Source organism: Ruegeria sp. BB10, from assembly GCF_056535725.1.
The window spans coordinates 1,979,496-2,005,782 of the sequence record NZ_JBQFIW010000001.1 but is presented as its reverse complement, the minus strand read 5'-3'; the positions used below and the strand labels follow the sequence as shown (position 1 = coordinate 2,005,782).

Here is a 26,287-nt window from a genome sequence, read left to right as displayed (position 1 = left end):
TGGCCGTTCCTCTTTGCGGGCAAAGCGATGTGGGTCATGCGTAGGCCTCCATGCCGCCATTCACCAGATCGGCGGGGGCAGGGTGGCGCCAGATTTCGGTCGCGCCGAATTTCGGGTGTTCGTAGTGGTAGTCGAGCTTAGCGCCCAGCCGTTTGGCCACGGCCTTGCTGGCGTGGTTTTCCGGGTCGATCAGTGAAATCGCCGTGTCCCAGCCCAATATGTCATAGGCATGGGCGCGCGCGGCCAGAGCGGCCTCGGTCGCATAGCCCTTTCCGGTCGCATGATTCATCAGGGTCCAACCGACCTCGGGCTCGGGCCAACCTTCGGGGAACCAAAGGCCGATCCGCCCGACATAGTTGCCAGAGTCTTTTTCGTCGACGCTCCAATATCCATAACCACGCAGAGCCCAATGGCCAAAATGCATGGCAATGATCCGCCAAACTTCATCCCGACGCAGAGGTCCGCCGACATACTTCGCAGCATCGCTGGCAAAGAATGCGGCGTCCGCGTCCAGATCAGTTTCAGATGGTGCGCGCAGGATCAGACGTTCGGTTTCCAGAGTCGGTATGGCCAGAGCAAGTTTCATGCCGGCACCTCGCCATAGCGCCAGACATGCTGGTCTGCATCAAATGCACGTTCGGCAACTGCGTCGCGCGAAGCACCCAGGCGCTTTGCCAACGCATTCGAACGGGCATTTGAAGCCGATACATAGCTTACGAATTGCCCCGATCCCAACAGGTCAAAACCGAAATCGCGAACAACTGAGCACGCCTCGGTGGCGTAACCCTGCAGTCTGTGATCCGCGCGGAACAAGTAACCAAGCTCGGGCTCCTGATCGTCCCATTCGAGACCCAGAATGACAAAGCCAATGACCTGAGCATCCTCTTTCAGTGTGACGGTGAACAGACCATGTCCGTGCAACAGCCAGCCGGAGGTATAGTAGGAAAACTCGGTCCAGGCGTCCTGATTGGTGTCGCCAAAGCTCTCTTTGCAGATCGACGTCCACACAGGAAGGTCGTCCAGGGTGGGCGCGCGCAAAGCCAGCCGCCGGGTCTGAATGACCGGCAGGGCCGCGCGATACTGCGCTGCTGCCATCGCCGCCTTGCCGGACGGGGGCTGGGTGCAGCGTGCTGACGTCACTTCTTCTTCCCGAACCCGCTCAGACCCGGGGGCAGACCCATGCCGCCGCCCATGCCAGGCATACCGGGCATCTTGCCGCCCATTGCTTTTGCGGCTTGTTCCAGCGCCTTGGGGTCCATGCCTGCGGCCATGTCTTCAGGTGAGGGGCCGCCTTTGCCGAACATGCCTTTCATGGCCTGTTTCAGCATCTTGCCTTTGCCCATCTTGCCCATCTTCTTCATCATGTCAGACATCTGTCGGTGCATCTTGAGCAGCTTGTTGAGGTCGCTGACCTCCATCCCCGAACCGGCGGCGATGCGTTTCTTGCGGCTGGCTTGCAGCAATTGCGGGTTGGCGCGTTCGCGTTTGGTCATCGACTGGATCATGGCGATCTGCTGGCGCAGGATCTTGTCGTCCAGACCTGCCTGATCCATCTGTTTGGCCATTTTGTTCATGCCCGGCATCATGCCCATCATGCCCTGCATGCCGCCCATCTGGATCATCTGTTCCAGCTGCATCTTCAGGTCGTTCATGTTGAACTGACCTTTGACCATGCGCTTCATCATGCGCTCGGTCTGCTCCATCTCCATCGTTTCCTGGGCCTTTTCGACCAGGGCCACGATGTCGCCCATGCCCAGAATCCGACCGGCGATCCGGTCCGGCTCGAAGGTTTCGAGCGCGTCCATCTTTTCGCCCAGACCGACGAAGCGGATCGGCTTGCCTGTGACCGCGCGCATCGACAGCGCCGCGCCGCCGCGTCCGTCACCGTCCATCCGGGTCAGGACCACGCCAGAGATACCGACCTTGGCGTCGAACTCCTCGGCCACTTCAACGGCGACCTGACCGGTCAGGCCGTCAACAACCAGCAGGGTCTCGCGCGGGTCAACTGCATTGCGGACCTGCTCGACCTCGTCCATCAGGACTTCGTCGATGTGCAAGCGGCCCGCAGTGTCCAGCATATAAACGTCGTAGCCACCCAATGTCGCCTGCTGCTTGGCGCGTTTGGCGATATCGACCGGTTTCTGGCCCGGCACGATCGGCAGCGTATCGACGCCAACCTGCGTGCCCAAAACCGCCAGCTGATCCATCGCCGCCGGGCGATAGACGTCGAGCGAGGCCATAAGGACCTTCTTGCCCTCTTTCTCTTTCAGGCGCTTGGCGAGTTTACCGGTGGTGGTCGTCTTACCCGAACCCTGCAGACCGACCATCAGGATCGGGGCAGGCGGGTTGTCGATCTTCAACGCACCGGGGTCTTCCTCGCCGCGCAGCACGTCGACCAGCGTATCATGCACGATCTTGACGACCTGCTGACCTGGGGTGATCGACTTGGTGACCGCCTGACCGGTGGCCTGGCTTTGAACCTTCTTGACGAATTCACGGGCAACCGGCAGCGAGACGTCAGCCTCAAGCAGCGCAACCCGAACCTCACGCAGGGCGGTCTTGACGTCTTCCTCGGACAGGGCGCCCTGCTTGGTCAGCCGGTCAAAGACGCCGGAAAGGCGTTCGGATAGATTTTCAAACATGCCTTCGGCCTCCTTAGCCGGTTATCTCGTGGCGCCTCTTAGATAAGAAACACCGGTTAAATGCACAATTGCCCCCTCCCACTGAATTAGACGTGGGGGTAATGCCAAATGGCATTGCCCCCACGGGCGAAACTCGCTGGTGGGGGGCGATCCCTGAACGACTCAAGGGACCGGAAGATCAGACGCTTCCGGATGTTTGCGGCGATTTAGGCCGATTGGCTGGCAGAGTCAACCTTGCGTGCCGGAAGCCATTCATTGACCGCATCCACCAGCCGATGCGCGCCGCGCCCACTGGAATAGGCCTCAACAATGGGGTGCCGACCCGCGCTCATGCCTTTGTCCAGTATGAGTACGGGGCGATACAGCGTAGATGAGCCCTTGTTGCTGCGCGAAATCGTTGTTTCAATCTCGGCATGGGACAGGTTCGACAGCATGTGTTCGACGGCATCATAGCCAAAAACCGAATGCCTGCGGATCACGATGCTGTCTTTGTCCCGGTCCAGAATGACCTGAACACGCCGTACAAAAGCGCAGAAGGCCCCAAATCCTAACCCTCCGCCGCCGAGGGCGAATATCAGGCCGAACAGGATGGCCTCGCCCCCCTCGGTCATCAAGAAGAGACCGAGGCCGACAAAGATTAGAATAAATAAGACGAGTGTGATGCCTATGAACCATGGGGTATCTGACAGGATCAGTTGGTTCGGTGTATTGCGCGTGACATTCATGGCGGCACGCTAGCACTGTGTCGCGGGTCTGTCGTGCCTTGAATCTTGTTCCATGTTGCGCGAAGAGCGCGTTACATAGGAGGTTCCCATGGACGCATCATCTGCCTTTCAAGATACATTGCCGCTCAGCTCTGACGCGCTGCTGACGCAGTTGGGCGATTGGGCGCTGGCCTATCGGTTGCACAGCCATATCCCGCTGCGCACGGTCGAGGATGCGAAAGGGGTTGAGGATCAGTTTCTGGTGCCCGGAGAAAATACGCTGCGGCTCAAGAACCTGTACCTGCGTGACAAGAAAAAGCGGAACTATCTGGTGACGCTGGAACAGAGCCGCGAGATTGACCTTAAAGCCCTGGGTGCGGAGTTGGGTGTCGGGAACCTGTCCTTCGGTTCGGCGGATCGTCTGATGCAGAACCTCGGTATCCGGCCCGGCGCGGTCAGCCCACTGGCGATGATCAATGGGGTTCAGAACGAAGTGCGGTTCTTTATGGATAGCGCGGCGCAGAATTCAGACGTGATCAACATGCACCCGCTGGTGAACGACCGTACCGTAGTAATGACGCGCGCCGATCTGATGGCGTTCTTTGACCGGATCGGCTGTGAAGTGACCTGGTTGCCCTGATCAACCCTCCAGCGCTTCTTTCAAAGCCGCCTCGACATGCGCTGCGGACGGGTTAATGAATAGGTGTCCGTCGGACTTGAAAACGGGATCGTCCAGATGATCAGGAAAGGCCAGGGGTAACTCGGTGCAGGCCAGGAGGATGGCGGTGCCGGGGGTGGCATGTTTGTTGCAAAAGGTCAGTAGTCGTGTGCGGGCCGTGTCCGACGCGCCGCCGTAGAATTCGCTGTCGATCATGGCCTGCATCTCGGCAATCTCGGGTTCCGGCAGGCGGTCGTTGGCCGTGATGTCCTCTTTGGCCAGCCGATCGGCATAGTCAGTCGCCTGCATGGTCACCGCCGTCCCCAGAACCAGAGCGCTTGATGCTCCGGCAGAGGCAGTGGCTTCGGCGGTTGCGTCAAAAATGCTCAGAATTGGCATCGCCACACCTTGCCGGATCGCGTGCAGCCTTGCGTGTGGCGTGTTCGAGGCGATGATGCCGAAATCGCAGCCTGCGCGTTCCAACGTCAAAAGGGCCTCGCGGAAGACGGCGTCGAATTCGGCCCAGCTGGCCTCATCCCCTGCCACACCGCGCAGGGCGCGGGTTTTGGCCTGTGTGACGGATTCAATGGTCATGGGCGGGATGGGTAGTGGCGAGCCGTGACCGAGGTCAGCAAAATACCGGCCCGCGCCCTGTGCAATCGCCCGGTAATAATCCACGGTCGAGGCCCAGCCCACTCCGCCCAGAATTCCGATCTTTTTCATAACTAACGCCCAGCCTGCCAATTCCCGTTCGGGAGGCAGACTGGACGTTTCGGCGTATAAAGACCAGAGGCGATCAGGCCGCCAGCTCAGTTACTGCCTTGTGGGCGTTGTTCAGCGTGGCCTCGGCGTCCAGCGCCATTTTGTCGGCGGCGACCACGTCGATATTGGTGATGCCAATAAAGCCCAGAACGTGACGCACATAGTTGGTAGCAAAATCGATCTCGGACCCAACGGCAGTGCCGCCCGAGGCGATGGCCAGAACCACGCGTTTGTCTGTCAGCAGTCCCACTGGGCCGTTCTCAGTATACGAGAATGTCAGGCCGACGCGGGCAACCAGATCAATCCAGGCTTTGAATGCGGCAGGCACCGAAAAGTTATAGATCGGCAGACCGATGACGATGGTGTCGGCCTGTTGCAGCTCACCCACCAGGGCATCGGACAGCGCCAGATGCTTGCGTTGCGCGTCATTGCGCTGATCGGCGGGGGTGAAATTGGCGCTGATCCAGTCCTCGGTCAGCAGGGGCAGGGGGGAGGCCAGATCGCGGCGGATAATGCGTGCAGCACCCAGATGGTTGACGATACGGTTGGACAGATCGCGGGTAGCTGAACCTTCACGGCGGGCCGAGGCGTCGATATGCAGGATGGTCTTGGTCATTTCACTTGGTCCTTCTGATAGGATTTTCGTCTGCGACCAATATGGATATTGCGATAATGAACAAAACTCGGATATATCAACACTGACTGTTGGAATTTGCACATCCGAGGTGATGCCGTGGACAATTGGGACGAAGTAAGAACCGCTTATCAGGTTGCCCGTATGGGGACCGTCAGCGGCGCGGCCGAGGTTTTGGGCGTGCATCATGCCACCGTGATCCGCCATATCGACGCGATCGAGGCACGGCTGGGTGTCAAACTGTTCCAGCGCCATGCGCGTGGTTACACGCCGACCGAAGCCGGGGATGATCTGTTGCGTGTGGCACAAGCGACCGAGGATCAGTTCAACCAACTGGTCGGGCGAATGAAGGGGCGGGGGGACGATGTCTCGGGGGAGTTGGTTGTAACGTCTCTGTCCTCACTGGCGCCTTTGGTGGTTCCGGTACTTAGTGAATTCCAACGCCTGCACCCGGGCTTGATCGTGCGCTATCTGACTGGGGATCGCCTGTTTCGTCTGGAATATGGCGAAGCGCATGTGGCGATCCGGGCGGGTTCGGCCCCTGATCAACCGGACAATGTGGTGCAGCCATTTATCGATCAGGAAGTCGGGCTTTATGCCAGTACAGCATATGTGGAGCGTCACGGTCAGCCCAAGAGTGTCGAGGACCTTAGAAACCATTTCTTCGTTGGTGCCGACGATGAAAACAGCCGCGCTCCGTTTTCGCGCTGGTTGCGCAAGACCGTACCGGCCGAAAACATCATATTTCGCTGTACCAATAATTTCTGCAACCGCGAGGCGGTTATGTCCGGGGCTGGGATCGGCTTCATGGCTCGTTGGGAGGCGGGCCGTGACCCCAGTCTGATCGAGGTGATAGAGCCGCTGCCCGAATGGTTCGGGAATCTGTGGCTTGTGACCCATGTGGACCTGCACCGCACCACCAAGGTTCAGAGTTTCCTGACCTATCTGAAAGAGCAATCCAAAGGTTGGTCGGCGTGAGCCCTCAGGCCCAGGGCCATCTGGCCATGCTGGTTTTTTCGGCTCTGGTGGCGGGCAGTTTTTCGCTGGGGTCACTGATCGCCAACCAGATCGCGCCCGAAGCAATCACGGCAGCCCGTTTTCTGATCGCATCGGTTGTGATCGGCGTTGCGGCGCTTCTGACGACGGGCTTGCCTCGAAGTGCGGCGCAGGCACCCTGGCGTTATCTGGTCTTGGGCGGATTGTTTGCCAGCTATTTCGTGCTGATGTTCCATGGATTGAAGACCGCACCCCCGGTCAGTGCAGCGGCAGTGTTCACGCTGACGCCGGTGATGTCAGCGGTTGCAGGGTGGGTGTTGTTGCGGCAGGTCACCACGCCAAGAATGGCTTTCGCCCTGTCAGTTGGCGCAGTGGGCGCGCTTTGGGTCATATTCCGGGCCGACTGGCGGGCCTTTATGGCGTTCGAGATCGGTGGCGGTGAGATCATCTATTTCTGGGGCTGTTTGGCGCATGCGATCTACACGCCCATGGTGCGCAAGCTGAACCGAGGTGAGCCGGCGGTGGTGTTCACCTTTGGTACTCTGGTCGCGGGCTGCGTGTTGCTGACGTTGTATGGTTGGGCCGAGATCCGTGCGACCAACTGGGCCAACCTGCCGCTGATTGTTTGGGTCGGGCTGCTCTATGTCTCGATCTTTGCAACGGCGGCCAGCTTTGTGCTGGTGCAATTCGCAACCCTGCGGCTGCCTTCGGCCAAAGTGATGGCTTACACCTATCTGACCCCCAGCTGGGTGATCCTGTGGGAGGTTGCATTGGGTCAGAAGCCCCCAGGCTTACTGGTGTTTGTGGGTGCAATTCTGACCGTCGTGGCGCTTGTACTCTTGTTAAAGGTCGAGGGTCAGCCGCGCGCATCATCCAAGCCCGTGCCCGAATGACGCTTGTGTTCCCGTCAGATTGTGCGAGCGTTGGTCGCAGGCAAAACAGGGGCAATAACCAATGAGACCAGCACTTTATCTGATCACGGTGGTGGGGCTGTCGGCCTGTACGCAAACGTCCTCGGGCAATGCGGTTTCAGAAACGGATTTGCAGGGCAGTTGTGAAGCGCTTGTTTCCGCCGAAACGGGGGTTGGCCCCAAGGACGTGAACGCCATTTCCACCCGGTCCGAGCCGACAGGGTCGGTGACAACCTTGTCGGTCGCAGGGGCGCAGGCACCATGGTTGTGCATGTCTGATCCGTTCGGTGTCATCACGGGTGTGCAATACAGCCAAGAAGGTTAGTGGCCGTCAGGGTTCAGCACGCCCGTTGAGGCAGATCAATGTCGATACATGCGAATAACCTTATGCTTGGGACCAAGGAGGAATTCGTCATGTATACTCACATTATGTTCCCAGTTGACTTGCATCTTCCCCCCGAGGTTCGCAAAGCCGCCGATGTCGCTGCTGAAGTTGCCAAGTGGCAGGATGCGAAGATAACCGTAGTCAGTGTGACCGGAACTCAACCCGGTGACCCGGTTCAGACGGACGCAGCAGTCAACGAGGAATTGCAGGGTTTCGCCGATGAACTGGCCAAGAGCGGCGGGACAGAAGTCGCATACCGCAATATTCACTCGGTCGATGTTGCAGCGGAGGTTGATGGTGACCTGATGCGCGCCGCCGAGGAAATTGGTGCTGACCTGATTGTTGTGGGAACTCACGCCCCGCGGATCACGGACTATATCTTTTCAAGCCATGCAGGATACCTGGCCAATCACGCCAAGGTTTCGGTTTTCGTCGTGCGCTAAATCTAGGGATCGTCAGCCGCAGGCAGTTCAATTTCCAGAAACCGTTCGAACGCGTCCAGATTGACGGGCTCGAACTGTCCAAAGCCTTGCATCCAGACCGACGCTGTGCGCAGGGCGTCAGGTTCCAGCTTGCACCATTTCACCCGTCCGCGTTTTTCCTGGCTGATCAATCCAGCCTTGGTCAGGATCACCAGATGTTTCGAGATTGCGGCCAGCGACATCTCGAACGGTTCTGCCACATCGGTCACGGCCATATCATCCTCAAGCAGCATCGCCAGAATGGCGCGGCGCGTGGGGTCGGCGAGAGCTGCGAATACGGTGTCGAGATCATTGGACATGCCTTCGCTCAACCACAGCCTTCGAGTTTGGTCAACCATTTGGTTGAATATGCGGATTCAGGGGTTTTGGTTGAAGCCGCTGCGCTTGCGCAGGTTTTCCCCTGGCTGAGGTTGGGTGAAAAACTATTAAAATCAATTATTTAAACTGCGGCAATTCGGTTGCTCAACGCCGTTGACTCTGTGCGCCTTGCCCCTTAGCACCCTACCCAAGACTGTGCGAGGGAAACGCCCGTGACCGATGATGACCAAAAGCAGCGTATGGCGCAGCTGGAGGCGAAGATCGAGGCGGCGAAAAAGGCGAAGCAGCCAAAGCCTCGTGCAGATGCTGACGTGTCCGGGGGCGAGCTTGCCTGGAGGATGGTCATCGAAATGGTATCCGGTCTGGGGATCGGATTTGGCATCGGATACGGGCTGGACAGCCTGCTCGGGACGATCCCGATCTTTCTGGTGCTGTTCACATTGCTGGGCCTCGTCGCCGGAGTGAAAGTAATGCTCCGCAGCGCCAAAGAGGTTCAAGAGAAACAGATGGCGGCCAACGATCAGGCCGACCGAGACGAAAGGGACTGAACGTGGCGACTGAGACCACCGCAGCAGAAGGCAGCAGCCTGGTTTTCCACCCGATGGATCAGTTCATCGTCAAACCGCTTTTCGGTGACGGTGCAATTGCATGGTACACGCCCACCAACGTGACCCTGTGGATGTTCCTGGCGATTGCCGCGATCTTTGCTCTGCTGGTTCTCAGCACTTCGAAACGCGCGATTGTTCCGACCCGGATGCAGTCGGTGGCTGAACTGGCCTATGGTTTCATCTACAAGATGTTGGAAGACATCTGCGGCAAGGAAGGCGTTAAGTACTTCCCCTATGTCATGACCCTGTTCATGTTCATCGTCTGCGCAAACTTCCTGGGCATGATCCCGACGTCCTTTACCACCACATCGCATTTCGCCGTGACCATCCCGCTGGCGTTGGCCGTGTTCCTGACCGTGACTGTTCTGGGTTTCGTCAAGAACGGTGCCGCGTTTCTGGGTCTGTTCTGGGTCTCCAGCGCACCGCTGGCCCTGCGTCCGGTTCTGGCGATCATCGAGCTGATTTCGTACTTCGTACGCCCTGTCAGCCACTCCATTCGTCTTGCCGGTAACGTCATGGCGGGCCACGCGGTTATCAAGGTGTTCGCTGGCTTCGCCGCGATCGCCGTGATCTCGCCCGTGTCTGTTCTGGCGATCACCGCAATGTATGGCCTCGAGGTCCTTGTGTCCTTTATCCAGGCCTACGTTTTTACCATTCTGACCTGTGTTTATCTGAAAGATGCGCTGCATCCTTCGCACTAAGGTCTGATACCCCAACATCGAAACTTCCAATTCGTAAGGAGAAACATCATGGAAGGCGATCTCGCACACATCGGCGCAGGCCTGGCAGCAATCGGTTCCGGCGCAGCCGCAATCGGGGTGGGCAACGTTGCAGGCAACTTCCTGGCCGGCGCCCTGCGCAACCCTTCGGCGGCTGCTTCGCAGACCGCAACCCTGTTCATCGGTATCGCATTCGCAGAAGCCCTGGGGATCTTCGCATTCCTGGTCTCGCTGCTGCTGATGTTCGCCGTATAATCTGCGGAACCTGATCCTTACGCGCAGGTGGGCCCAAGCCATAGCGGCCCGCCTGTTGTAAAGACAACGTTCCGACGGAGGACAACATGGCGACTGAACCTATTGCCGAAGAAGTAGTTGGCAAATGCGTAGACTCCCATGGCTCGGCCATCGGGATGCCGCAGCTCTGCTTTGATTGGTTCCCCAACCAGATTTTCTGGCTGGTCATCACGCTGGTCGTCATCTTTCTGGTCCTGTCCCGCGTGGCCTTGCCGCGCATCGCGGCAATCCTGGCTGAACGTCAGGGGACCATTACAAATGACCTGGCTGCGGCCGAAGATCTGAAGGCCAAAGCGGTCGAGGCCGAAGAAGCCTATAACAAAGCGTTGGCCGATGCCCGTTCTGAGGCGCAGCGTATCGCTGCCGAAGCACGCGCCGAAATTCAGGCTGGCCTGGATGACGCGATCGCCAAGGCGGACGCGGAAATCGCTGCAAAGGCGGCTGAATCGGAAAAGGCGATCGCCGATATCCGTGCAGGTGCGCTGGAAAGCATTCAAGTGGTTGCCAAGGACACGGCGGCTGAACTGGTTACTGCACTGGGCGGTGAGGCGGATGCCAAAGCCATAGACGGTGCTGTTGACGCGCAGATGAAAGGATAAGCGACATGCGGAACACTCTTGCCCTTATCCTGACCTTTGGCGCTGCCAGCCCCGCGCTGGCCGCAAGCGGCCCGTTCTTCTCGCTTGGCAACACCGACTTTGTGGTCCTGTTGGGCTTTATCGTCTTCATCGCGGTCCTGTTCTATTTCAAGGTGCCGGGTATGATCGGTGGCGCGCTGGACAACCGCGCCGAGGGCATCAAGTCCGAGTTGGATGAAGCCCGTGCCCTGCACGAAGAAGCCCGCACCCTGCTGGCCTCGTACGAGCGCAAGCAACGCGAAGTTCAAACGCAGGCAGACGCGATTGTGGCGGCTGCAAAAGACGACGCCGCGCTGGCGGCCGAACAGGCCAAGGCCGATCTGGAAAAATCTATTGCGCGCCGTCTGGCCGCTGCACAGGATCAGATCGCATCGGCCGAGGCTTCGGCAGTTAAAGAGGTGCGTGATCAGGCGATTACCGTTGCTGTTTCGGCGGCAAATGCGGTTCTGGCCAAGCAGATGACGGCGACGCAGGCGAACAAGCTGATCGACGCTGCAATTGCCGATGTGGGCGAAAAGCTGCACTAAGATCTTCACATGATGAAATTGAAAAACCCGGCCTCAGAGCCGGGTTTTTTCTTTCTTACGATGCGAAGATCAAGCCGCTGAGCGTTGACTTGGCAGCCGGTTCAGAATGTCCGCATATTTGGCTGAGGCGACAAACAGTTCCGGTAGTTCGCTCAGTACAGCGTCGATGGGATCGTAAACCGCCGACGCTTGATCTAGAATCTCATCGGGTATGGATTTCTTTGCGCGTTCTATTCTTTCGGGCAGGGAAAAGTTCAACTCCAGAAAATCGGCAACTTCGCTCTGTCTGCGCCAGATGGCATCATAGCTCAGGCACAGGACAGGCACGTTTTCGAACGTGGCCCATTGCCTCATCTGCTCTGCTTGGTTGAGAACGTCATATTTGAATAGATCCTCAAAAGTTCCTTTGGCGTGAAGATGTTCGAAATGCTGGCGGATCCAGTCGCGACCATAGCGACCAAGTACGGAATAGACCGAAAGCGCCGAGTCTTTTGTCGGGCCATAGCAGAACAAGACCTTGACGTTGTCACGACCTCTCAGCACGCCGGGAAAATCATGTGTTTTGACAAGGTTTCCCTGATGCAATTCGGCCTGTGCCAGCTCCATTTCAAAGGTCGCCTTGGGCTTGGGCCACACACGCCGCCGCTTTTGCGCCTTCCACAAAGCATCAAACATGAGCGTGCTACCGGATCGACCGTTGCTGGCAACGATCAAGCAGGGGTTCGTTTTTGGGCGTTGCCCGGGTTTGAAAAGGATCATGTCAGGCACCAGGGTTTCAGCGACGATTAAGGTTCGCGACTTGCCTGTTTAATTGGTTTAGCTGCGGGTCAATATCCAGCAGATAACCAGCAGAAATTGCGTAATAAATTATGAACTTTTTGTGTTCGGATTTGAGTCGCGACAGTTGGGCGCTGCACTGATACCTCGCGCGCCTCTTCAGGTTTGACCGGTCTCATGCTGCAGCCGTTGCTGTGCGATGGCTTCGTTTCGCAGGGCTTTCTGGTGATCTTCCATGCAGCTCTGGACATAGTTCAGATGCTGCTGGACTGCATCGCGGGCTGCATCGGGGTCGCGTGCCTGCAGGGCTGTGTTGATCGCGCGGTGCTGGTCCAGAATGGCACCACGCGTTGTGCGCTGCTGAAACATCATCTGACGATTGTAGAATACGCCCTGTTGCAGCAGGTCGTACATCGACCGCATCATATGCAGCATAACTACGTTGTGGCTGGCCTCGATTATGGCCATGTGGAATTGCGCATCCAATTGTGCCTCGTCCTGAGGGGCGTTGCGCGCATGCGCAGCCTGCATCTTGTCGAAAATCGCCTGAACCACTTTCAAATCGCTGTCTGATCCCAGCCGTGCGGCACGCTCGGCCGCCAACCCTTCTAGATCGCGGCGGAAAGACAGATAGTCGAACACCGCTTCTTCGTGGCTGCTGAACAGCCGAACCAGCGCCGGGGAAAAGGCAGAGCCCAGAACCTCGGCCACATAGATACCGGACCCGGCCTTGGCGTTCAGCAACCCCTGATCCTGCAATTCCGAGATCGCTTCGCGCAACGAGGGGCGCGATACGCCCAACCGCTCTGCCAACTCGCGTTCCGCCGGAAGCCGCTCGCCTGGGCGCAGGATGCCACGCAGGATCAGCAATTCGATCTGTTTCACCACTGCGATGGACAGCTTTTCAGTCTGGACTTTTTGAAAGGGCATGTCGGCTTTTCCGAAATTGGTCAAATCATATGACCACGTAATATTGACCGGTTCAAGAACAGGTGAATGTTAGTTCGGAATATTAGGTCAGAATGATTGACATTAAATAAATCACGCTTAGTCTGCCCTGCGAGGTAGGGGAGGAGACCAATGTCGACCAAAGACCTGTTTGCCACGCGAACAAAGCGGATGAAGGCGTCCGAGATACGTGAATTGCTCAAGCTGTTGGACCAGCCGGGCATTATTTCCTTCGCGGGAGGAATTCCGGATCCGGCGTTGTTTCCAGCAGAGGGTTTTGCCGCTGCGTTCCAGAATGCACTGGGCACTGAACTAAAAGATCAGGCGCTGCAATATTCCGTCAGCGAGGGCTATGCCCCGTTGCGTGAATGGCTGGTCGATCATATGCGCCAGATCGGGATCGACTGCGGGCTTGATAACATCCTGATCACGTCGGGTTCGCAGCAGGCACTGGACTACTTGGGCAAGTTGTATCTGTCGCCGGGTGATACAGCACTGGTCGGATGGCCCACCTATCTGGGGGCATTGGCCGCGTTCAATGCTTATGAACCGCGCTTTGACCGGCTTGGCATCAACGGCAACCGCAGGGCGGCTGAATACGCTGCCGCAGCGGGTGAGGGGGCTGTTAAATTTGCGTATCTGTCGCCTGACTTTGCCAACCCGACCGGAGAAACTGTAGACCTGCGCGGCCGCGAAACCCTGCTCGATCTGGCGGACGAATTGAACTGCGCTGTGATCGAAGACGGCGCCTATCAGGCCCTGCGCTATGATGGGGAAGCAATTCCGCCAGTTCTGGCGTTGGAATTGGCGCGCAAAGGGTCGATCGAAAACTGCAGGACGATTTATTGTGGCAGCTTCTCGAAAACTTTGTCTCCGGGTCTGCGGGTGGGATGGGTCGTGGCGGCCAAGCCGGTGATCTCGCAGCTGGTGTTGATGAAACAGGCGGCTGACTTGCATTCCGCGACGATCAACCAAATGGCTATCAACGAAGTGGCGCGTGCCTGCTTTGATACGCATATCCCCATGTTGCGCCGCGTTTACGGCGCACGACGCGATGCGATGCTCAGCGCATTGCGCGAACATATGCCCGATGGGGTGGACTGGACCAAGCCCGAGGGCGGCATGTTCATTTGGGTGACCTTGCCCAAGGGGCTGAGCGGGGCTGATTTGCTGGCCAAGGCGCTTGAGACGGTGAAGGTGGCTTTTGTTCCAGGCCAGGCGTTCTTTCCGGACGAAACCGGGGCCAATACTATCCGTCTGAGCTTTTCGAATTCGGATGAGGCAACAATCCGCGAGGGTATCCGCCGGTTGGGCGACGTCCTGCGAACCTAAATGCAGGAAAGGTTCTGTTAACCATATTGCGGCAATGCTGGCCGTATGATCCGGTATCTGTTCCTCCTATCGGTGCTGGCCGCCTGTTCGGCCGGCACCCCCTATTTCCGGGATATCCCTGCAACCCGCATCGCCGTGAACGGCAGTGTCTTTGACGTACGCGTGCGCGGGGATCTGGCCGAGGCCGTGCGGATCAACACCCAATACGCCCCGCGTTTGGGGCCGATCAAAGATCGGGCGGGGCTGGCCATGGCGCAGGTTTCGGGCTGTCCAATCCTGGATGTACTGGGCGACGCCGCGGTGACCGTTGGTGTGCTGGGCTGTGACCGCGAAGCGGGGGAACGTCTGTTGCTGACCGCCATCTCGACACCGAATTACGAATGCGTCGATTATGGTGTTTATGAGGATATCGGGAAGGAGTACGGCCTTCAGGTGTTCGAGTGTACGCCGTACTGAGATACGCGTATTCCTGCGCATTTCGGCAAGATATTGTGGATAAGTCGGGGTGATATCCCATATCCTGCGCAACTTCGTTGACTCAGCCCCCATCCGTTGCGCAGACTTCCTTCACATAGGAATCACAGGACTCATTGCCTTTGCGCTTTAGCAAACTCAAACTTACCGGCTTCAAAAGCTTTGTTGATCCGACCGATCTGATCATAGCGGATGGGTTGACCGGTGTGGTGGGCCCGAATGGCTGCGGCAAGTCCAACCTTCTGGAAGCTCTGCGTTGGGTGATGGGGGAAAACCGCCCCAAATCCATGCGTGGCGGCGCGATGGAGGATGTGATTTTTGCAGGCGCCGCGACGCGCCCAGCCCGTAACTTTGCCGAAGTTGTCCTGACCATGGACAACTCGGAACGGCTGGCACCGTCAGGGTTCAACGACGCGGATCAGCTTGAGATCGTGCGTCGCATCACCCGCGACGTGGGCAGCGCCTATAAGACCAATGGCAAGGACGTGCGGGCGAGAGATGTTCAGATGCTGTTCGCCGATGCTTCGACAGGTGCGCATTCACCTGCGCTTGTTGGGCAGAACCGCATTGCCGAACTTATCAACGCCAAACCCCGCGCCCGCCGCCGCATTCTGGAAGAGGCCGCAGGTATCTCGGGTCTTTATCAACGTCGGCACGAAGCCGAATTGAAGTTGAAGGGCACTGAATCCAATCTGACCCGCGTCGACGATGTGCTTGAACAACTGGGCGGTCAGCTTGCGCAACTGGCGCGCCAGGCCCGTCAGGCCGCGCGCTATCGCGAGATTGGCGAGCAACTGCGCCAAGCCGAAGGCATGTTGCTCTATCGTCGCTGGAAAGAGGCAGACATGGCCCGCCAGCAGGCCGAAGAAAAGCTGCGCGAACGGATCACCGAGGCGTCGCGGGCCGAGGCCGAAGCCCGCGCGGCCGCCACCAAACGTGCCGAAATCGAAGAGACCCTGCCACCTCTGCGCGAAGAAGAAGCCATCGCCGCCGCCGTCTTGCAACGCCAGCAGGTACAACGTGATGCTCTGTCGGATCAGGAAACTCGCGCCCGCCAGACCATTGAGACGCTGACCAACCGTATTCAGCAATTGGGCAACGATATAGAACGCGAAACCGGCCTGAATCGCGATGCCGGCCAGATGATCGAACGTCTGGAATGGGAAGCGCGCGAATTGGCCAAGGCCGCCGAAGGGCACGAGGATAAGGTGGCCGAGGCTGCCGAAATCGCGCGTGAGGCGGCGTCAGTGTTGCAGGACCGTGAAGATCATCTGTCGCAGGAAACCGAGGATATGGCGCGCTTGGTCGCCCGCCACCAATCGGCGCAGCGTCTGGTTGAAGACAGCCGCAAGACGTTGACTCGATCCGAGGCCGAAGAGGAAAAGGCCCGCAGCGCCGTGGATGAGGCGCGCGAAGCTTTGACCAACGCAAGCGACGCGTTTGAGACTGCGCAAGAGGGCGAGGAAGAAGCCCGCGAAGCGGCTGAGGCCGCCGAGGAAGCGTTGGCCGCGGCAGACGAATTGCGTAATGACACGCAGGCGCGTGAGGCCGAAGCCCGCGCGCAACGGTCCGAGGCCGAGGGTGAATTGGGCGCGATCCGTGCCGAAACCTCGGCGCTGGCAAAGCTGGTAGAACGCGACACAGCCGAAGGCGGTCAGGTACTTGACCTGCTACGCGTCGAACCCGGTTTCGAAAAGGCACTCGGAGCTGCACTGGCCGATGATCTGCGTGCCCCACTGGTCGAAGGCGACGGTCCATCGGGTTGGGTGCAGGTAGCGGGCTATGATGCTGATCAGCCATTGCCGGATGGGGTTGAACCGCTGGCGCTGCATGTGTCTGGCCCGGATCGCCTGAGCCGTCGGATCGCGCAGATTGGTCTGGTTGATGCGGATCAGGGTGCGCGTTTGCAGGCTTCGCTGAAGCCGGGGCAGCGTCTGGTGTCCCGGTCCGGCGATTTGTGGCGGTGGGACGGGTTCCGCGCCTGGGCTGAGGATGCACCAAGCGCCGCTGCCCTACGGCTGGAGCAGCTCAATAAGCTGGAGGCGCTGAAACAGGAGCTGACCCGCACCGAGGCACAGGCCGAAGGTGCCCGCGCCGCGCATGAGGCGTTGTCGCAGCAACTGGCTGATGTCACCGAAGCGGACCGCCGCGCCCGCGATGCCCGCCGCGCCGCCGATCAGCGTATGGCCGAAACCGCTCGCGCGCTCAGCCGCGCCGAAGCTGACCGCAATCTGGCGCAAGGCAAGCTTGAGACTCTGTCGCTGGCTGTGGATCGCCACAAAGAGGACGCCATGTCCGCCCGCGCGCAGCTGCGCGAGGCCGAGGGGGCGTTGACCGGTCTGGGCGATCTCGACACCGCCCGCGCGCAGGTCGAAGATATCAAACAGACGGTCGAGGCTGCGCGGATCACTATGCTGACCCATCGCTCGTCCCATGATGAATTGCGCCGCGAGGGCGAGGCCCGCACGCGACGCTCGCAAGAGGTCACAAAAGACCTCAGCGGTTGGAAGCATCGTCTGGAAACGGCGGAAAAACGGATATCAGAACTGGCCGAACGCAAGGAAAGTTCGGAAGAAGAGCTGTCCGAAGCGATGGCTGCGCCCAGCGAGATCGCCGAAGCCCGCGAGGAGCTGAACGAGCTGATTGAAACAGCCGAGGCCCGTCGCGCCGAGGCCGCCGATAAGTTGGCCGAAGCCGAAACCCAGCAGCGCGAAGTGGTGCTGGCCGAACGGGATGCGGAACGTCAGGCTTCGGAAGCACGCGAATCCCGCGCGGCGGCAGAAGCACGTTGTGATGCCGCCAAGGAAAGCGTGACTGCAACGGCAGAACGGATTGCTGAAGATCAGCAGCTGACCCCGAACCAGTTGCTGAATCAGTTAGACGTGAACCCCGATCAGATGCCTGCCGCCGACGCGCTTGAGGCCGAAGTGAACCGTCACAAGCGCCAGCGCGATGCGATGGGAGCAGTGAACCTGCGCGCTGAAGAAGATGCCAAAGAAGTTCAGGAAGAGTTTGACACACTGAACAGCGAAAAGGCGGATTTGGAAGAGGCAATCAAAGCCCTGCGCTCTGGTATTGCCAGCCTCAACCGCGAAGGCCGCGAACGTCTGTTGACCGCGTTTGAACAGGTGAACTCAAACTTTGCCATGCTGTTCAAGCACCTCTTCGGCGGTGGCGAGGCCAATTTGGTTATGGTCGAAAGCGACGATCCGCTGGATGCCGGGCTTGAGATCATGTGCCAGCCGCCGGGCAAGAAATTGTCGACGCTCAGCCTGTTGTCGGGTGGCGAACAGACCCTGACGGCGACGGCCTTGATTTTTGGCGTCTTCCTCGCCAATCCGGCCCCGATCTGCGTGCTGGATGAGGTCGACGCGCCGCTTGACGATGCTAACGTTACCCGGTTCTGCGATCTGCTGGATGAGATGTGCCGCCAGACCGATACACGTTTCCTGATCATCACCCACCACGCGGTGACGATGGCGCGGATGGATCGTTTGTTCGGCGTGACCATGCAGGAACAGGGCGTCAGTCAACTGGTCTCGGTCGATCTGAAAAAGGCCGAGCAGATGGTCGCTTGACCCATCACTGCAACGTTATGCCCTTTTCATCACCACTCGGGGTAGGGTGTTGGTATGATCCGTCTATTGATCCTTATCCTGCTGATCGCAAGCCCGGTATGGGCGGCGGAATGGCCAACCAAACCTGGAGATGTTCCCCTGACGCCAACAGAACTGGAGGCGCTGGCCGGGCGCACACTGACCTTTTATGATGATGGGCAGTCCAGTTTCTCGGTCGGTGGAGCCTACTCTTACACCTATGCCAGCGGTGAATCCGCCTTTGGCACCTATTCGATCGCCGAGGATGGCAGCGTCTGCATCCAGTACAGAAACGGGTTCGACCGCTGCGATTTGTATGTGCGCAGCGGCGAACGACTGATCCTGATTGATCAAAAGGGCGATCGTTATCCGGTGCGACCGGAGTAATTGATTGCCAAATGTGAACTCTGGTTGTCATGTGATAGAAGAAATTCCAAAAAAGTTAGAAATTTGGGAAAAAAACTACACAATGAGTTGATATACCAGCCACATCTGAAATTTTTGAATAGGCGAACAGATGTGTCGGTTTCTGGCTTGGGTCGGCGAGCAGCGGTATCTTGATGAATTGGTTCTGGATCAAGAGCAATCTCTTGTCATTCAGAGCCGCAACGCGCTGATCGGGAAGACGCCCGTAAATGCTGATGGATTTGGGCTTGCGTGGTATTCTGATCGTGAGACGCCATGTTTTTATAAAGATACACACCCAGCCTGGTCGGACGCAAACCTTAAGCAATTGACCCATCATACCAGATCGCGCCTTTTCCTGGCCCACGTTCGGGCCTCGACCGGGACAGCCACGTCTCGGAACAACTGTCATCCTTTTGGGGTCGGTGCATGGAGCTTTATGCACAATGGCCAAGCCGGAGGGCATGATCTGATCCGGCAGGAACTGGACGCGATGATCCCGGCACATCTGTATGGGTATAGATTTGGCGCAACAGAAAGCGAAGCGATCTTTCTGATCGCGCAAGGCGAGGGGCTAGACGCTGACCCGGTAGCAGCAATGTCCCGAGCGGTCGCGCGAGTGGAGGCGGCGTCAAGACGATGCGGTGTGTTGCCCTATCTTAGGTTCGCGGCCTGCTGGTCAGATGGAGAACGTATATTTGCAGCGCGTTATGCTTCGGATCGGTACGCGCCGAGCCTGCATTACCGTCGCTGCAAAGATGGTATTATCATCTCATCAGAGCCATTGGATGGTGACAGCGACGGCTGGGTCGAAATTCAGCCGAACACTGCAATCGAAACGGAAGGATCAGTGATCATTTCACACGCGTTCGAACCTGGCCGAGCACTTTTTGCGGCAAAAAGCGCGTAATCCAACAACATTTTACAAACGTCCAAGCAATTCGGCCGTCGGCCAGGCATCCGCCGGTAATCCGAGCCGCGCTTGTTCGGCCTGAACAGCAGCCCGTGTACCCGCGCCCAGAATTCCGTCGATTTTGCCTACATCATACCCGCGCGCCTGTAGCTTGCTTTGCAGCTGTTTCATTTGTGCGCCTGAAAGCCCCTGTGGAGCATTACCGGCATCATAGATTTGTCCACCTTCCAGCCGTGTGCCGAAATAGGCGGCGGTTAGAACGTAGACAAAGCTCTGATTCCATTCGAAATAGACGTCGAAATTCGGATAGGCTAAAAAGGCCGGGCCGTTGTGGCCCTGCGGCAATATCAGCGATGCGGGCAAGTTAGCCAAAGATCCGTTGCGGGCCTGCACACCCATGGCCTGCCAGTCGGACACTGGGCGCGGTTTGCCCGGGCCGGACAGCGACCAGTCCATTTGCGCGGGCACCGTCACCTCTTGCAGCCACGGCTGCCCCGGCTGCCAGCCCAGGTGCGACAGCATCTTGGCGCCCGACATCAGCGCGTCCGGCGCAGACGTTTTCAACGAGACCGTGCCATCTCCGTCCCCGTCGACACCGTTTTCTAGAATGTCGCGAGGCAGCATTTGCACCATTCCAATCTCACCAGCCCAGGCACCGGTGGTGCGATTCGGTTCGAAATTGCCCTGTTGGTACAGCTCGATGGCCGCAAAGATCTGTGGTCGGAACAATTCTGGGCGGCGGCAATCATGGGCCAGTGTCACCAGCGCGTTGCGGGTGTTGAAGTCGCCCTGAAACGCACCATAGTCGGTCTCGAACGCCCAAAAGGCCAAAAGAACCCCGCGTGAGACGCCGTATTCCTGCTCAATCCGATCAAACACCGCATCATATTTGCGTGACATGGCCTGACCCCGGTCGATCCGGTTTTGCGAGATCAAATGGCGTGAGAAGTCGATGAACGGTTTCTGAAACACACCCTGCGCGCGGTCGGCTTTCAGGACGGCGCCGTCCTGCTGCACGCCATTGAAAAACGCATTGACGGTGGATTTGTCGAAACCTTGCTGTATGGCCTCAGCCTTCAGCCCTTTGACGAAGGAATTGAATCCGCCACCGCATTGGGCAAGGGCGGGCGAGGCGAGCAAAACGGCGGCAACAAGGCCGGAGAGAATGCGCATGGGCAGGTCCGTCAGAGAATAAAGCTGACCCCAACCCACACCGATAGAAGGCCGAGCGCAAGCCCCCAAACGGTCCACAGCATGTTACATGCGCGGAAAACCTCTGACGCGCCGATTTCGCGCGGAGCATCGCTGTTCACCCAGGCTAGATCGCGGACCTTGCCGTCATAGCTGCGCGGGCCCGCAAGGGCCACGTTCAGGGCGCGCGCCATGGCGGCCTCGGGCCATCCTGCATTGGGAGAGATATGGCGGCGCGCATCCGCCACCATGTCAGGCCCGCGTGCCCATTGGCCGGACAGTGCCACGATCATCAGGCAGGTCAGGCGCGCGGGGATCAAGTTCAGCACGTCGTCCAGTCGGGCGGCGGCCCAGCCAAAGTCGCGGTACTTTTCGGTGCGGTAGCCGATCATACTGTCGGCGGTGTTGATAGCCTTGTAAATCAGCAACCCCGGCAACCCGGCGAGCAGGAACCAGAAAGCAGGTGCGATGACCCCGTCGCTGAGGTTCTCAGCCGCGCTTTCGATCGCAGAGCGGGCAACCTGCGCCTCGGTCATGTCGCGAGTGTCGCGGGACACGATCATCGCCACCTTGGCACGGCCCTCGGCCAAGGAGACGCGCAGCCCTTCGCCCACATCGCGTACATGCGACACCAGCGATTTCTGCGCCAGCAGGATGGCACAGAGTATGATCTCAGCGACTGGTCCTAGCAGTGCCAGCAAACGCCCAAGGATCAATGCGCCAACGACCAGCAATATCACTACTGCGACGCCTTTCATCCGCCGCTGCGCGCCGTGGTTCAGGTGCTTGTCCAACCACCCGACGATGTTGCCCATCACGACTGCCGGGTGGCGAACGCGCGACCAGAGCCAGTTCGGCTCACCCAATGCCGCGTCCAGACACATGGCGCAGACCAGCATGAAAGTGATGCTCACAGTGCGGCCTCTAACCTGCTCCATCCATCCGCTGGGGGCAGGCCAACCCGCAAGTAGGTCTGGGAATAGGGGAAGACGCGGCTCCAGATATGGGCTTGGGCCAGACGGTCCTGCCATTGGGCTGCGTTTTCGACGGTGTAGAGGCGAAACAGCGTGGTGCCCCCGACCAGGGTGGCTCCTTTATTGATCAGTAATCGATCCAGCCGGTCAGACTCGGCGGTCAGGTGCTGACGGGTGGAACTGGCCCAGTCAACGTCCCGCAAAGCCTGCTCTCCGATCCGCAGGGCAGGGCCGGACACGGACCAAGGCCCCGTCAGGTCGTTCAGCCGGGCGATCAGGTCAGGATGACCGATGGCAAACCCCAGCCGCAGCCCGGCAAGCCCCCAGAACTTGCCAAAGCTTTTCAGCACGATCACACCGGGGCGCGCGGCCAGATGGATCAGTGAAACACCGGGGCTGATATCGCAAAAGCTCTCGTCGATCACGGTCAGCGGGGCGTCTGCATCTGCCTCGGACCAAATCCGGCCATCGGGATTGTTGGGATGCACGATGACACGGGCGTCGGCTGGGCCGTTGGGTTGAACGGTCCAGCCTTGCGCGGCGAAGGCGGCGGCATGTTCGTTGTACGTGGGCGTTGTGATCTGAACCCGACCACGGGCGGCCAGCGCCGGAATGCGGGAGATCACCGCTGATGCGCCGGGCGCGGGCAGGATTGCGGCCCCCTCGGGCACTGCCCAGAACTGGCGGGCGGCCTCAGTCAGGCGTTCGAAGGCACCATGATCCGGCAACTCAGCCCAGTCTGAAGGGATCAGTCCAGACACCTGATAGGGGTGAGGATTTATCCCGGTGGACAGGTCCACCCAATCGGTACGCGTGCCGCCATAAGATGCGATGGCCCCGTCCAGCCCTCCGCCATGGTCGCGTGCGGCGCGCGGGTTCAAATTCTCGGTAGGGCTTGCCATGGGGTTTCTCGCTGGAATCGCCTGTTTCGGCCCGTTTCAAGCGGATTTTTGCCGTTTACACAAGCGAATCCGCAAGTTCCGGGCCTTGCGGCAACGTCGTTAACGCTTTGTTAAGGAATAAGCGTGATCACAATTCACGGGGGGTCGGCACCATTCACTCTTTTTTGGGCCGAGGTTGTCGCAAATGAATGTTTTGATTGTTGAGAGTAACCCCGACCTTGGTCGGGTCTGGAAAAGGCATCTTGAACGGCACGGCACCGAAGTGACGCTGGTGGCCGGGCAGGAGGCAGCGATTCTGGCGCTGTATGGTCAGGAGTTCGATATCATCGTGCTGGATCTGGTGCTTGAAACCGGCAGCGCGCTGGCCGTGGCCGATTTTGCCAGCTATCGTCGCCCCGAGGCGCGGGTGATCTTTGTCACAAACACCACCTTTTTCTCGGACGGTTCGATCTTTGCCCACAGCCCGAATGCATGCGCCTATGTGCAAAGCGCAACGCCGCCAGAGGATCTGGCGGCGATGGTCGAACACTACGCGGCGGGTCGCTGACCGCGCCCGTGGGGCTGCAGATAATCCAAGGATGGGTTCACTGGGATGATCCGGCTCGGATTGATTGTTTCGTGGCTGTAGTGATAGTGGCGCACGATATGGTTCATATTTACCGTCTGTGCGACACCGGGCCATTGATATAGCTCGCGTGTGTAGGCCCACAGGTTCGGATAGTCGATCAACCGCCGCTTGTTGCATTTGAAATGCAGATGATAGACCGGATCAAACCGGATCAGGGTGGTGAACAGCCGCCAATCTGCTTCAGTCACCTGATCGCCCATCAGATACCGGTTTCGGGCAAGGCGATCCTCAAGCCAGTCCAGTGTGTCGAACAGGGGATGCACGGCGGCGTCATAGGCCTGTTGCGTGGTGGCAAAACCGGATTTGTAGACCCCATTGTTGATGTCGGAATAGATGCGGGCGTTGACCTCTTCGATCTCGTCCCGCATGGCGTCGGGCCAGTAGTTGTCGGTGTTGCCGGTAATGCCGTCAAAGGCCGTATTGAACATACGGATGATTTCCGAACTTTCGTTCGAAACGATGGTCTGTTGTTGCTTGTCCCACAGGATCGGCACAGTGACACGTCCCGAATAAGCTGGATCAGCCTTGGTATAGATTTGATGGGCGTAATCGAATCCATAAAGGGTGTCGCCGGTTGCACCGTGGTCGTCAGTTTCAAAGGTCCATCCCTTGTCCAGCATGTCTGGATGCACCACCGAGACGGAAATCAGATCGCTCAGCCCTTTTAGTTCGCGAAAGATCAGTGTGCGGTGTGCCCAGGGGCAGGCGTGGCTGACATAGAGATGATAGCGATCCGGTTCCGCCTTGAAACCGTCCTTGCCGGACGGCCCTGCGCTGCCATCTGCGGTCAGCCAATTGCGAAACTGCGCGGCGCTGCGTTTGAAGGCGCCGCCAGTAGATTCGGTGTCATACCATGTGTCGTGCCATTTGCCGTCGACCAATAGGCCCATTGCGTATCCTCCGCTTGTGCGTTTCGACAAACATAGGGTGTTGAACACAGCCTTGACACGTGAAGGGTCGCGCACTGGCTCTGCGTCTGCGCACAGGGCATGCGATGATTTCCCAGCAACAGATCGTCAGCGCATGGCGCTATGTGACGGCCTTCACTGGATTTTTACAGTTGAGCCGTCACAATGGAATCCATTGCCGGGGGAATAATTGTTATGAGTACCTATGTTTCAAAGGAAATAAGCGAAGAATTGGACGCGGCGCGAATCGCGGGGTTGAAGAAAACCAGCCGCCTTCGTGTCGAAGTTGACGACAATACGTTCAAAATACTCAGATTGTGGAAGGATGGCTTTACGGTTGAGGCCGCTACGACACCGCAATTGCGTGGATTGGTCGATATCTACGACGGTGCGCGCCATTTGTATCAATGCCTGATCATCGCCGATGATGAAGAGGCCGGTGAGATGCGGTATGATTTTAAGCGTAGTACGGCCGCGGCCGACAAGGCCCCGCTGGATTTCTACCGCGCCCCCGACGCGCCGATTGCTTTGCTAGGGCACAAAGACTAGGGACGGATTTTTCGAACAGGATGTAATCGGTTTGGTTGCTTGCGGCACCAATGCGGCGCGGGCGTGCGCAGGTCTAATCTGTGCCAGCTAATCCACGCCGCGGCAGCCAGTACGACAAGCAGGATCAATAGCTCAATCTAGCGCGACGCTATTGAAGGTCGCCAAACGCGCGTTTCAGGCGCGCGCAGGCTTCCTCGACGCGGCTGCGCTGGGTGGCCAGATTGAACCGTTCGAAAGTCTCTCCGCCAGCGCCGAATCCGGGGCCGGAGGAGGTGGCAATCCGGGCGTCCTCGCGCAGACGTCGAACAAACTCGTCGTGATCCATCCCGGTGCCCGAGAAATCGACCCAGGCCAGATAGGTGGCCTGCAGGGGCATTGACCACAGACCCGGTATTTCGGCGATGGCGGCGTCAAATAGTTTGCGGTTGCCGTCCAGATGCGCCACCTGCGTATCGGCCCAGGCCGCGCCTTCCGGTGAATAGGCCGCAGTGATCATGGCCACGCCCAAGGCGCTGGGCGCATAGTCCAACGTTTTCAGCCGATGCCGCATAGTGGCGCGCAGCTTGTCATCGGGGATGATCATGTTGCCGGTCCGCTGGCCTGCGATGTTGAACGTCTTTGACGCCGCAGTCAGCGTCACGGTCCAGGGGCGTGCCTCGGGCGCGGCCTTGTCCATCGGCACGAAGGTATGACCGGGATAGACCAGATCCTGGTGAATTTCATCCGACACAAGGATCAACCCGTTGCGTTCGGCAAAGGCGGCGACGGCCCGCAGCTCCTCGGGGCTCCAGACCCGACCCGACGGGTTTTGCGGTGAGCACCACATCAACAGTTTTTCAGACCCGTCCAGCCGTGACTGTGCATCCTCAAGATCAATGCCATAGCTGTCGCCTTGCCGCGCCAGCGGGCATTCCACCACGCGCCGCCCAGAGGTGTTAATCTTATGAGCAAACTCGTGATAGACCGGGGTAAAGATGACAACACCATCCTCCGGCTGGGTCCAGACATCCAGGCACAGGGCAATTGCATTGCCCAGCCCTTGCGAGGTCAGCACCCAATCGGTGTCAATCGCCCAATCGTGACGGTTCTGCATCCACCACTGTACAGCGGCCAGATATTGCGGGTGTTCCCAGGTATAGCCAAAGGCCCCATGATCGGCGGCATCCCGGACAGCCTCGATTACGCAAGGCGCGGTGGCATAATCGGAATCGGCGGTCCACATGGCCAGCCCATCCTGTGGCGAGACACCGTACAGCTTTTCCATCTTGTCCCATTTTGAGCTGTTGGTGCCCCGGCGGTCGATCAGGTCGTTAAAAGTCATATCTGCTCCATCTGTCCGCAGGAAAGCTAGCTACAATTCCCGCAGGTGCAAGGGGGGCGTTGCGGCGGGGGGCGGGATGGCCTAAATCAAC

Annotated in this window: 31 protein-coding genes; 17 read left to right on the top strand and 14 right to left on the bottom strand. The window is 58.7% G+C overall.

Annotation, left to right across the window (positions count from 1 at the left end):
* Window positions 1-34: 34 nt before the first annotated feature.
* From ACR3EP_RS10225 to ACR3EP_RS10210, 4 genes are all read right to left on the bottom strand, one after another.
* A complete protein-coding gene (locus tag ACR3EP_RS10225) occupies window positions 35-586 on the bottom strand; it encodes a GNAT family N-acetyltransferase (RefSeq protein ID WP_170550823.1) in 552 nt (183 codons plus the stop codon).
* Window positions 583-1,140: a GNAT family N-acetyltransferase gene (locus tag ACR3EP_RS10220; protein WP_480637613.1), complete on the bottom strand. Its 558-nt coding sequence runs from the start codon at window positions 1,138-1,140 to the stop codon at window positions 583-585. The genes ACR3EP_RS10225 and ACR3EP_RS10220 overlap by 4 nt, the downstream gene beginning before the upstream one ends.
* Window positions 1,137-2,642: a signal recognition particle protein gene (gene ffh, locus ACR3EP_RS10215; protein ID WP_480637611.1), complete on the bottom strand. Its 1,506-nt coding sequence runs from the start codon at window positions 2,640-2,642 to the stop codon at window positions 1,137-1,139. The genes ACR3EP_RS10220 and ffh overlap by 4 nt, the downstream gene beginning before the upstream one ends.
* Before the next feature lie 206 nt (window positions 2,643-2,848).
* Window positions 2,849-3,367, bottom strand: coding sequence for a hypothetical protein (locus ACR3EP_RS10210; protein WP_480637610.1), 519 nt, complete (start codon window positions 3,365-3,367; stop codon window positions 2,849-2,851).
* An 88-nt stretch (window positions 3,368-3,455) separates the two neighbouring features.
* On the opposite strand from ACR3EP_RS10210, the gene ACR3EP_RS10205 reads away from it, so the two are divergent.
* Window positions 3,456-3,986, top strand: coding sequence for a prolyl-tRNA synthetase associated domain-containing protein (locus ACR3EP_RS10205; protein ID WP_480637608.1), 531 nt, complete (start codon window positions 3,456-3,458; stop codon window positions 3,984-3,986).
* On the opposite strand, the gene ACR3EP_RS10200 is transcribed toward ACR3EP_RS10205, so the two are convergent.
* Together ACR3EP_RS10200 and ACR3EP_RS10195 are read right to left on the bottom strand one after the other, a co-directional pair.
* On the bottom strand, window positions 3,987-4,727 hold the full coding sequence (locus tag ACR3EP_RS10200) for an aspartate/glutamate racemase family protein (RefSeq protein WP_170550830.1): 741 nt from the start codon (window positions 4,725-4,727) through the stop codon (window positions 3,987-3,989).
* A gap of 73 nt (window positions 4,728-4,800) precedes the next feature.
* Window positions 4,801-5,382, bottom strand: coding sequence for an FMN-dependent NADH-azoreductase (locus ACR3EP_RS10195; protein WP_480637606.1), 582 nt, complete (start codon window positions 5,380-5,382; stop codon window positions 4,801-4,803).
* A 117-nt stretch (window positions 5,383-5,499) separates the two neighbouring features.
* On the opposite strand from ACR3EP_RS10195, the gene ACR3EP_RS10190 reads away from it, so the two are divergent.
* The 4 genes from ACR3EP_RS10190 (at window position 5,500) to ACR3EP_RS10175 (ending at window position 8,135) form a co-directional block, all read left to right on the top strand.
* The gene (locus ACR3EP_RS10190; RefSeq protein WP_170359977.1) at window positions 5,500-6,378 is read left to right on the top strand and encodes a LysR family transcriptional regulator; all 879 of its coding nucleotides are present in this window, start codon (window positions 5,500-5,502) and stop codon (window positions 6,376-6,378) included.
* Window positions 6,375-7,289, top strand: coding sequence for a DMT family transporter (locus tag ACR3EP_RS10185; protein WP_170398615.1), 915 nt, complete (start codon window positions 6,375-6,377; stop codon window positions 7,287-7,289). Before ACR3EP_RS10190 ends, ACR3EP_RS10185 begins: the two co-directional genes overlap by 4 nt.
* 61 nt (window positions 7,290-7,350) lie before the next feature.
* On the top strand, window positions 7,351-7,632 hold the full coding sequence (locus ACR3EP_RS10180; protein WP_170359979.1) for a hypothetical protein: 282 nt from the start codon (window positions 7,351-7,353) through the stop codon (window positions 7,630-7,632).
* Between the two features lie 89 nt (window positions 7,633-7,721).
* Complete coding sequence (locus ACR3EP_RS10175; RefSeq protein WP_170359981.1) at window positions 7,722-8,135, top strand: universal stress protein; 414 nt, start codon at window positions 7,722-7,724, stop codon at window positions 8,133-8,135.
* Window positions 8,136-8,137: 2 nt separating this feature from the next.
* Here ACR3EP_RS10175 and ACR3EP_RS10170 read toward each other — a convergent pair whose 3' ends face one another.
* Window positions 8,138-8,473, bottom strand: coding sequence for an ArsR/SmtB family transcription factor (locus ACR3EP_RS10170; RefSeq protein WP_170350335.1), 336 nt, complete (start codon window positions 8,471-8,473; stop codon window positions 8,138-8,140).
* Between the two features lie 231 nt (window positions 8,474-8,704).
* Here ACR3EP_RS10170 and ACR3EP_RS10165 point away from each other — a divergent pair, with 231 nt between their 5' ends.
* The 5 genes from ACR3EP_RS10165 (at window position 8,705) to ACR3EP_RS10145 (ending at window position 11,278) form a co-directional block, all read left to right on the top strand.
* Window positions 8,705-9,040, top strand: coding sequence for an AtpZ/AtpI family protein (locus tag ACR3EP_RS10165; RefSeq protein WP_170398618.1), 336 nt, complete (start codon window positions 8,705-8,707; stop codon window positions 9,038-9,040).
* 2 nt (window positions 9,041-9,042) lie between these two features.
* Window positions 9,043-9,801 carry a F0F1 ATP synthase subunit A gene (locus tag ACR3EP_RS10160; protein ID WP_170350337.1) on the top strand — a complete coding sequence of 253 codons (759 nt, stop codon included), beginning with the start codon at window positions 9,043-9,045 and terminating at the stop codon, window positions 9,799-9,801.
* 48 nt (window positions 9,802-9,849) lie between these two features.
* Window positions 9,850-10,074, top strand: a complete 225-nt coding sequence (locus ACR3EP_RS10155) for a F0F1 ATP synthase subunit C (RefSeq protein ID WP_005981269.1) — start codon at window positions 9,850-9,852, stop codon at window positions 10,072-10,074.
* Between the two features lie 86 nt (window positions 10,075-10,160).
* On the top strand, window positions 10,161-10,712 hold the full coding sequence (locus ACR3EP_RS10150; RefSeq protein ID WP_170350338.1) for a F0F1 ATP synthase subunit B': 552 nt from the start codon (window positions 10,161-10,163) through the stop codon (window positions 10,710-10,712).
* A gap of 5 nt (window positions 10,713-10,717) precedes the next feature.
* Window positions 10,718-11,278: a F0F1 ATP synthase subunit B gene (locus ACR3EP_RS10145; RefSeq protein WP_170350339.1), complete on the top strand. Its 561-nt coding sequence runs from the start codon at window positions 10,718-10,720 to the stop codon at window positions 11,276-11,278.
* A gap of 69 nt (window positions 11,279-11,347) precedes the next feature.
* Here the strand turns inward: ACR3EP_RS10145 and ACR3EP_RS10140 are convergent, their stop codons facing one another.
* Entirely contained in the window at window positions 11,348-11,953 is a 606-nt protein-coding gene (locus ACR3EP_RS10140) for a hypothetical protein (RefSeq protein WP_480637603.1), read from the bottom strand.
* A gap of 261 nt (window positions 11,954-12,214) precedes the next feature.
* Entirely contained in the window at window positions 12,215-12,985 is a 771-nt protein-coding gene (locus tag ACR3EP_RS10135) for a FadR/GntR family transcriptional regulator (protein ID WP_480637602.1), read from the bottom strand.
* A gap of 150 nt (window positions 12,986-13,135) precedes the next feature.
* On the opposite strand from ACR3EP_RS10135, the gene ACR3EP_RS10130 reads away from it, so the two are divergent.
* The 5 genes from ACR3EP_RS10130 to ACR3EP_RS10110 all read left to right on the top strand — a co-directional run bounded on the left by ACR3EP_RS10130 (window position 13,136) and on the right by ACR3EP_RS10110 (window position 19,720).
* Window positions 13,136-14,335: an aminotransferase-like domain-containing protein gene (locus ACR3EP_RS10130; RefSeq protein WP_170377477.1), complete on the top strand. Its 1,200-nt coding sequence runs from the start codon at window positions 13,136-13,138 to the stop codon at window positions 14,333-14,335.
* Between the two features lie 45 nt (window positions 14,336-14,380).
* On the top strand, window positions 14,381-14,791 hold the full coding sequence (locus ACR3EP_RS10125) for a hypothetical protein (RefSeq protein ID WP_170377479.1): 411 nt from the start codon (window positions 14,381-14,383) through the stop codon (window positions 14,789-14,791).
* A 140-nt stretch (window positions 14,792-14,931) separates the two neighbouring features.
* Window positions 14,932-18,387: a chromosome segregation SMC family protein gene (locus tag ACR3EP_RS10120; RefSeq protein WP_480637600.1), complete on the top strand. Its 3,456-nt coding sequence runs from the start codon at window positions 14,932-14,934 to the stop codon at window positions 18,385-18,387.
* Window positions 18,388-18,441: 54 nt separating this feature from the next.
* Entirely contained in the window at window positions 18,442-18,792 is a 351-nt protein-coding gene (locus tag ACR3EP_RS10115; RefSeq protein WP_170377483.1) for a hypothetical protein, read from the top strand.
* A gap of 130 nt (window positions 18,793-18,922) precedes the next feature.
* The gene (locus tag ACR3EP_RS10110) at window positions 18,923-19,720 is read left to right on the top strand and encodes a class II glutamine amidotransferase (protein WP_480637598.1); all 798 of its coding nucleotides are present in this window, start codon (window positions 18,923-18,925) and stop codon (window positions 19,718-19,720) included.
* Between the two features lie 12 nt (window positions 19,721-19,732).
* Here the strand turns inward: ACR3EP_RS10110 and ACR3EP_RS10105 are convergent, their stop codons facing one another.
* Genes ACR3EP_RS10105 through ACR3EP_RS10095 form a run of 3 tightly spaced genes read right to left on the bottom strand, consistent with a single transcriptional unit; the run spans window position 19,733 to window position 22,790 of the window.
* A complete protein-coding gene (locus ACR3EP_RS10105) occupies window positions 19,733-20,896 on the bottom strand; it encodes a lytic murein transglycosylase (RefSeq protein ID WP_170377487.1) in 1,164 nt (387 codons plus the stop codon).
* A gap of 11 nt (window positions 20,897-20,907) precedes the next feature.
* Window positions 20,908-21,828: an adenosylcobinamide-phosphate synthase CbiB gene (cbiB, locus tag ACR3EP_RS10100; protein WP_425081488.1), complete on the bottom strand. Its 921-nt coding sequence runs from the start codon at window positions 21,826-21,828 to the stop codon at window positions 20,908-20,910.
* Window positions 21,825-22,790, bottom strand: a complete 966-nt coding sequence (locus tag ACR3EP_RS10095) for a threonine-phosphate decarboxylase (protein ID WP_480637597.1) — start codon at window positions 22,788-22,790, stop codon at window positions 21,825-21,827. Before ACR3EP_RS10095 ends, cbiB begins: the two co-directional genes overlap by 4 nt.
* A gap of 184 nt (window positions 22,791-22,974) precedes the next feature.
* Between ACR3EP_RS10095 and ACR3EP_RS10090 the strand changes: the two genes are divergently transcribed.
* Window positions 22,975-23,337 carry a response regulator transcription factor gene (locus ACR3EP_RS10090; RefSeq protein ID WP_170350350.1) on the top strand — a complete coding sequence of 121 codons (363 nt, stop codon included), beginning with the start codon at window positions 22,975-22,977 and terminating at the stop codon, window positions 23,335-23,337.
* Here ACR3EP_RS10090 and ACR3EP_RS10085 read toward each other — a convergent pair.
* Complete coding sequence (locus tag ACR3EP_RS10085; protein WP_480637595.1) at window positions 23,319-24,308, bottom strand: glutathione S-transferase family protein; 990 nt, start codon at window positions 24,306-24,308, stop codon at window positions 23,319-23,321. The genes ACR3EP_RS10090 and ACR3EP_RS10085 overlap by 19 nt on opposite strands.
* A 213-nt stretch (window positions 24,309-24,521) precedes the next feature.
* Between ACR3EP_RS10085 and ACR3EP_RS10080 the strand changes: the two genes are divergently transcribed.
* On the top strand, window positions 24,522-24,875 hold the full coding sequence (locus tag ACR3EP_RS10080; RefSeq protein WP_480637593.1) for a hypothetical protein: 354 nt from the start codon (window positions 24,522-24,524) through the stop codon (window positions 24,873-24,875).
* Window positions 24,876-25,023: 148 nt separating this feature from the next.
* Here ACR3EP_RS10080 and ACR3EP_RS10075 read toward each other — a convergent pair whose 3' ends face one another.
* A complete protein-coding gene (locus tag ACR3EP_RS10075; protein WP_480637591.1) occupies window positions 25,024-26,196 on the bottom strand; it encodes a MalY/PatB family protein in 1,173 nt (390 codons plus the stop codon).
* Between the last annotated feature and the right edge of the window lie 91 nt (window positions 26,197-26,287).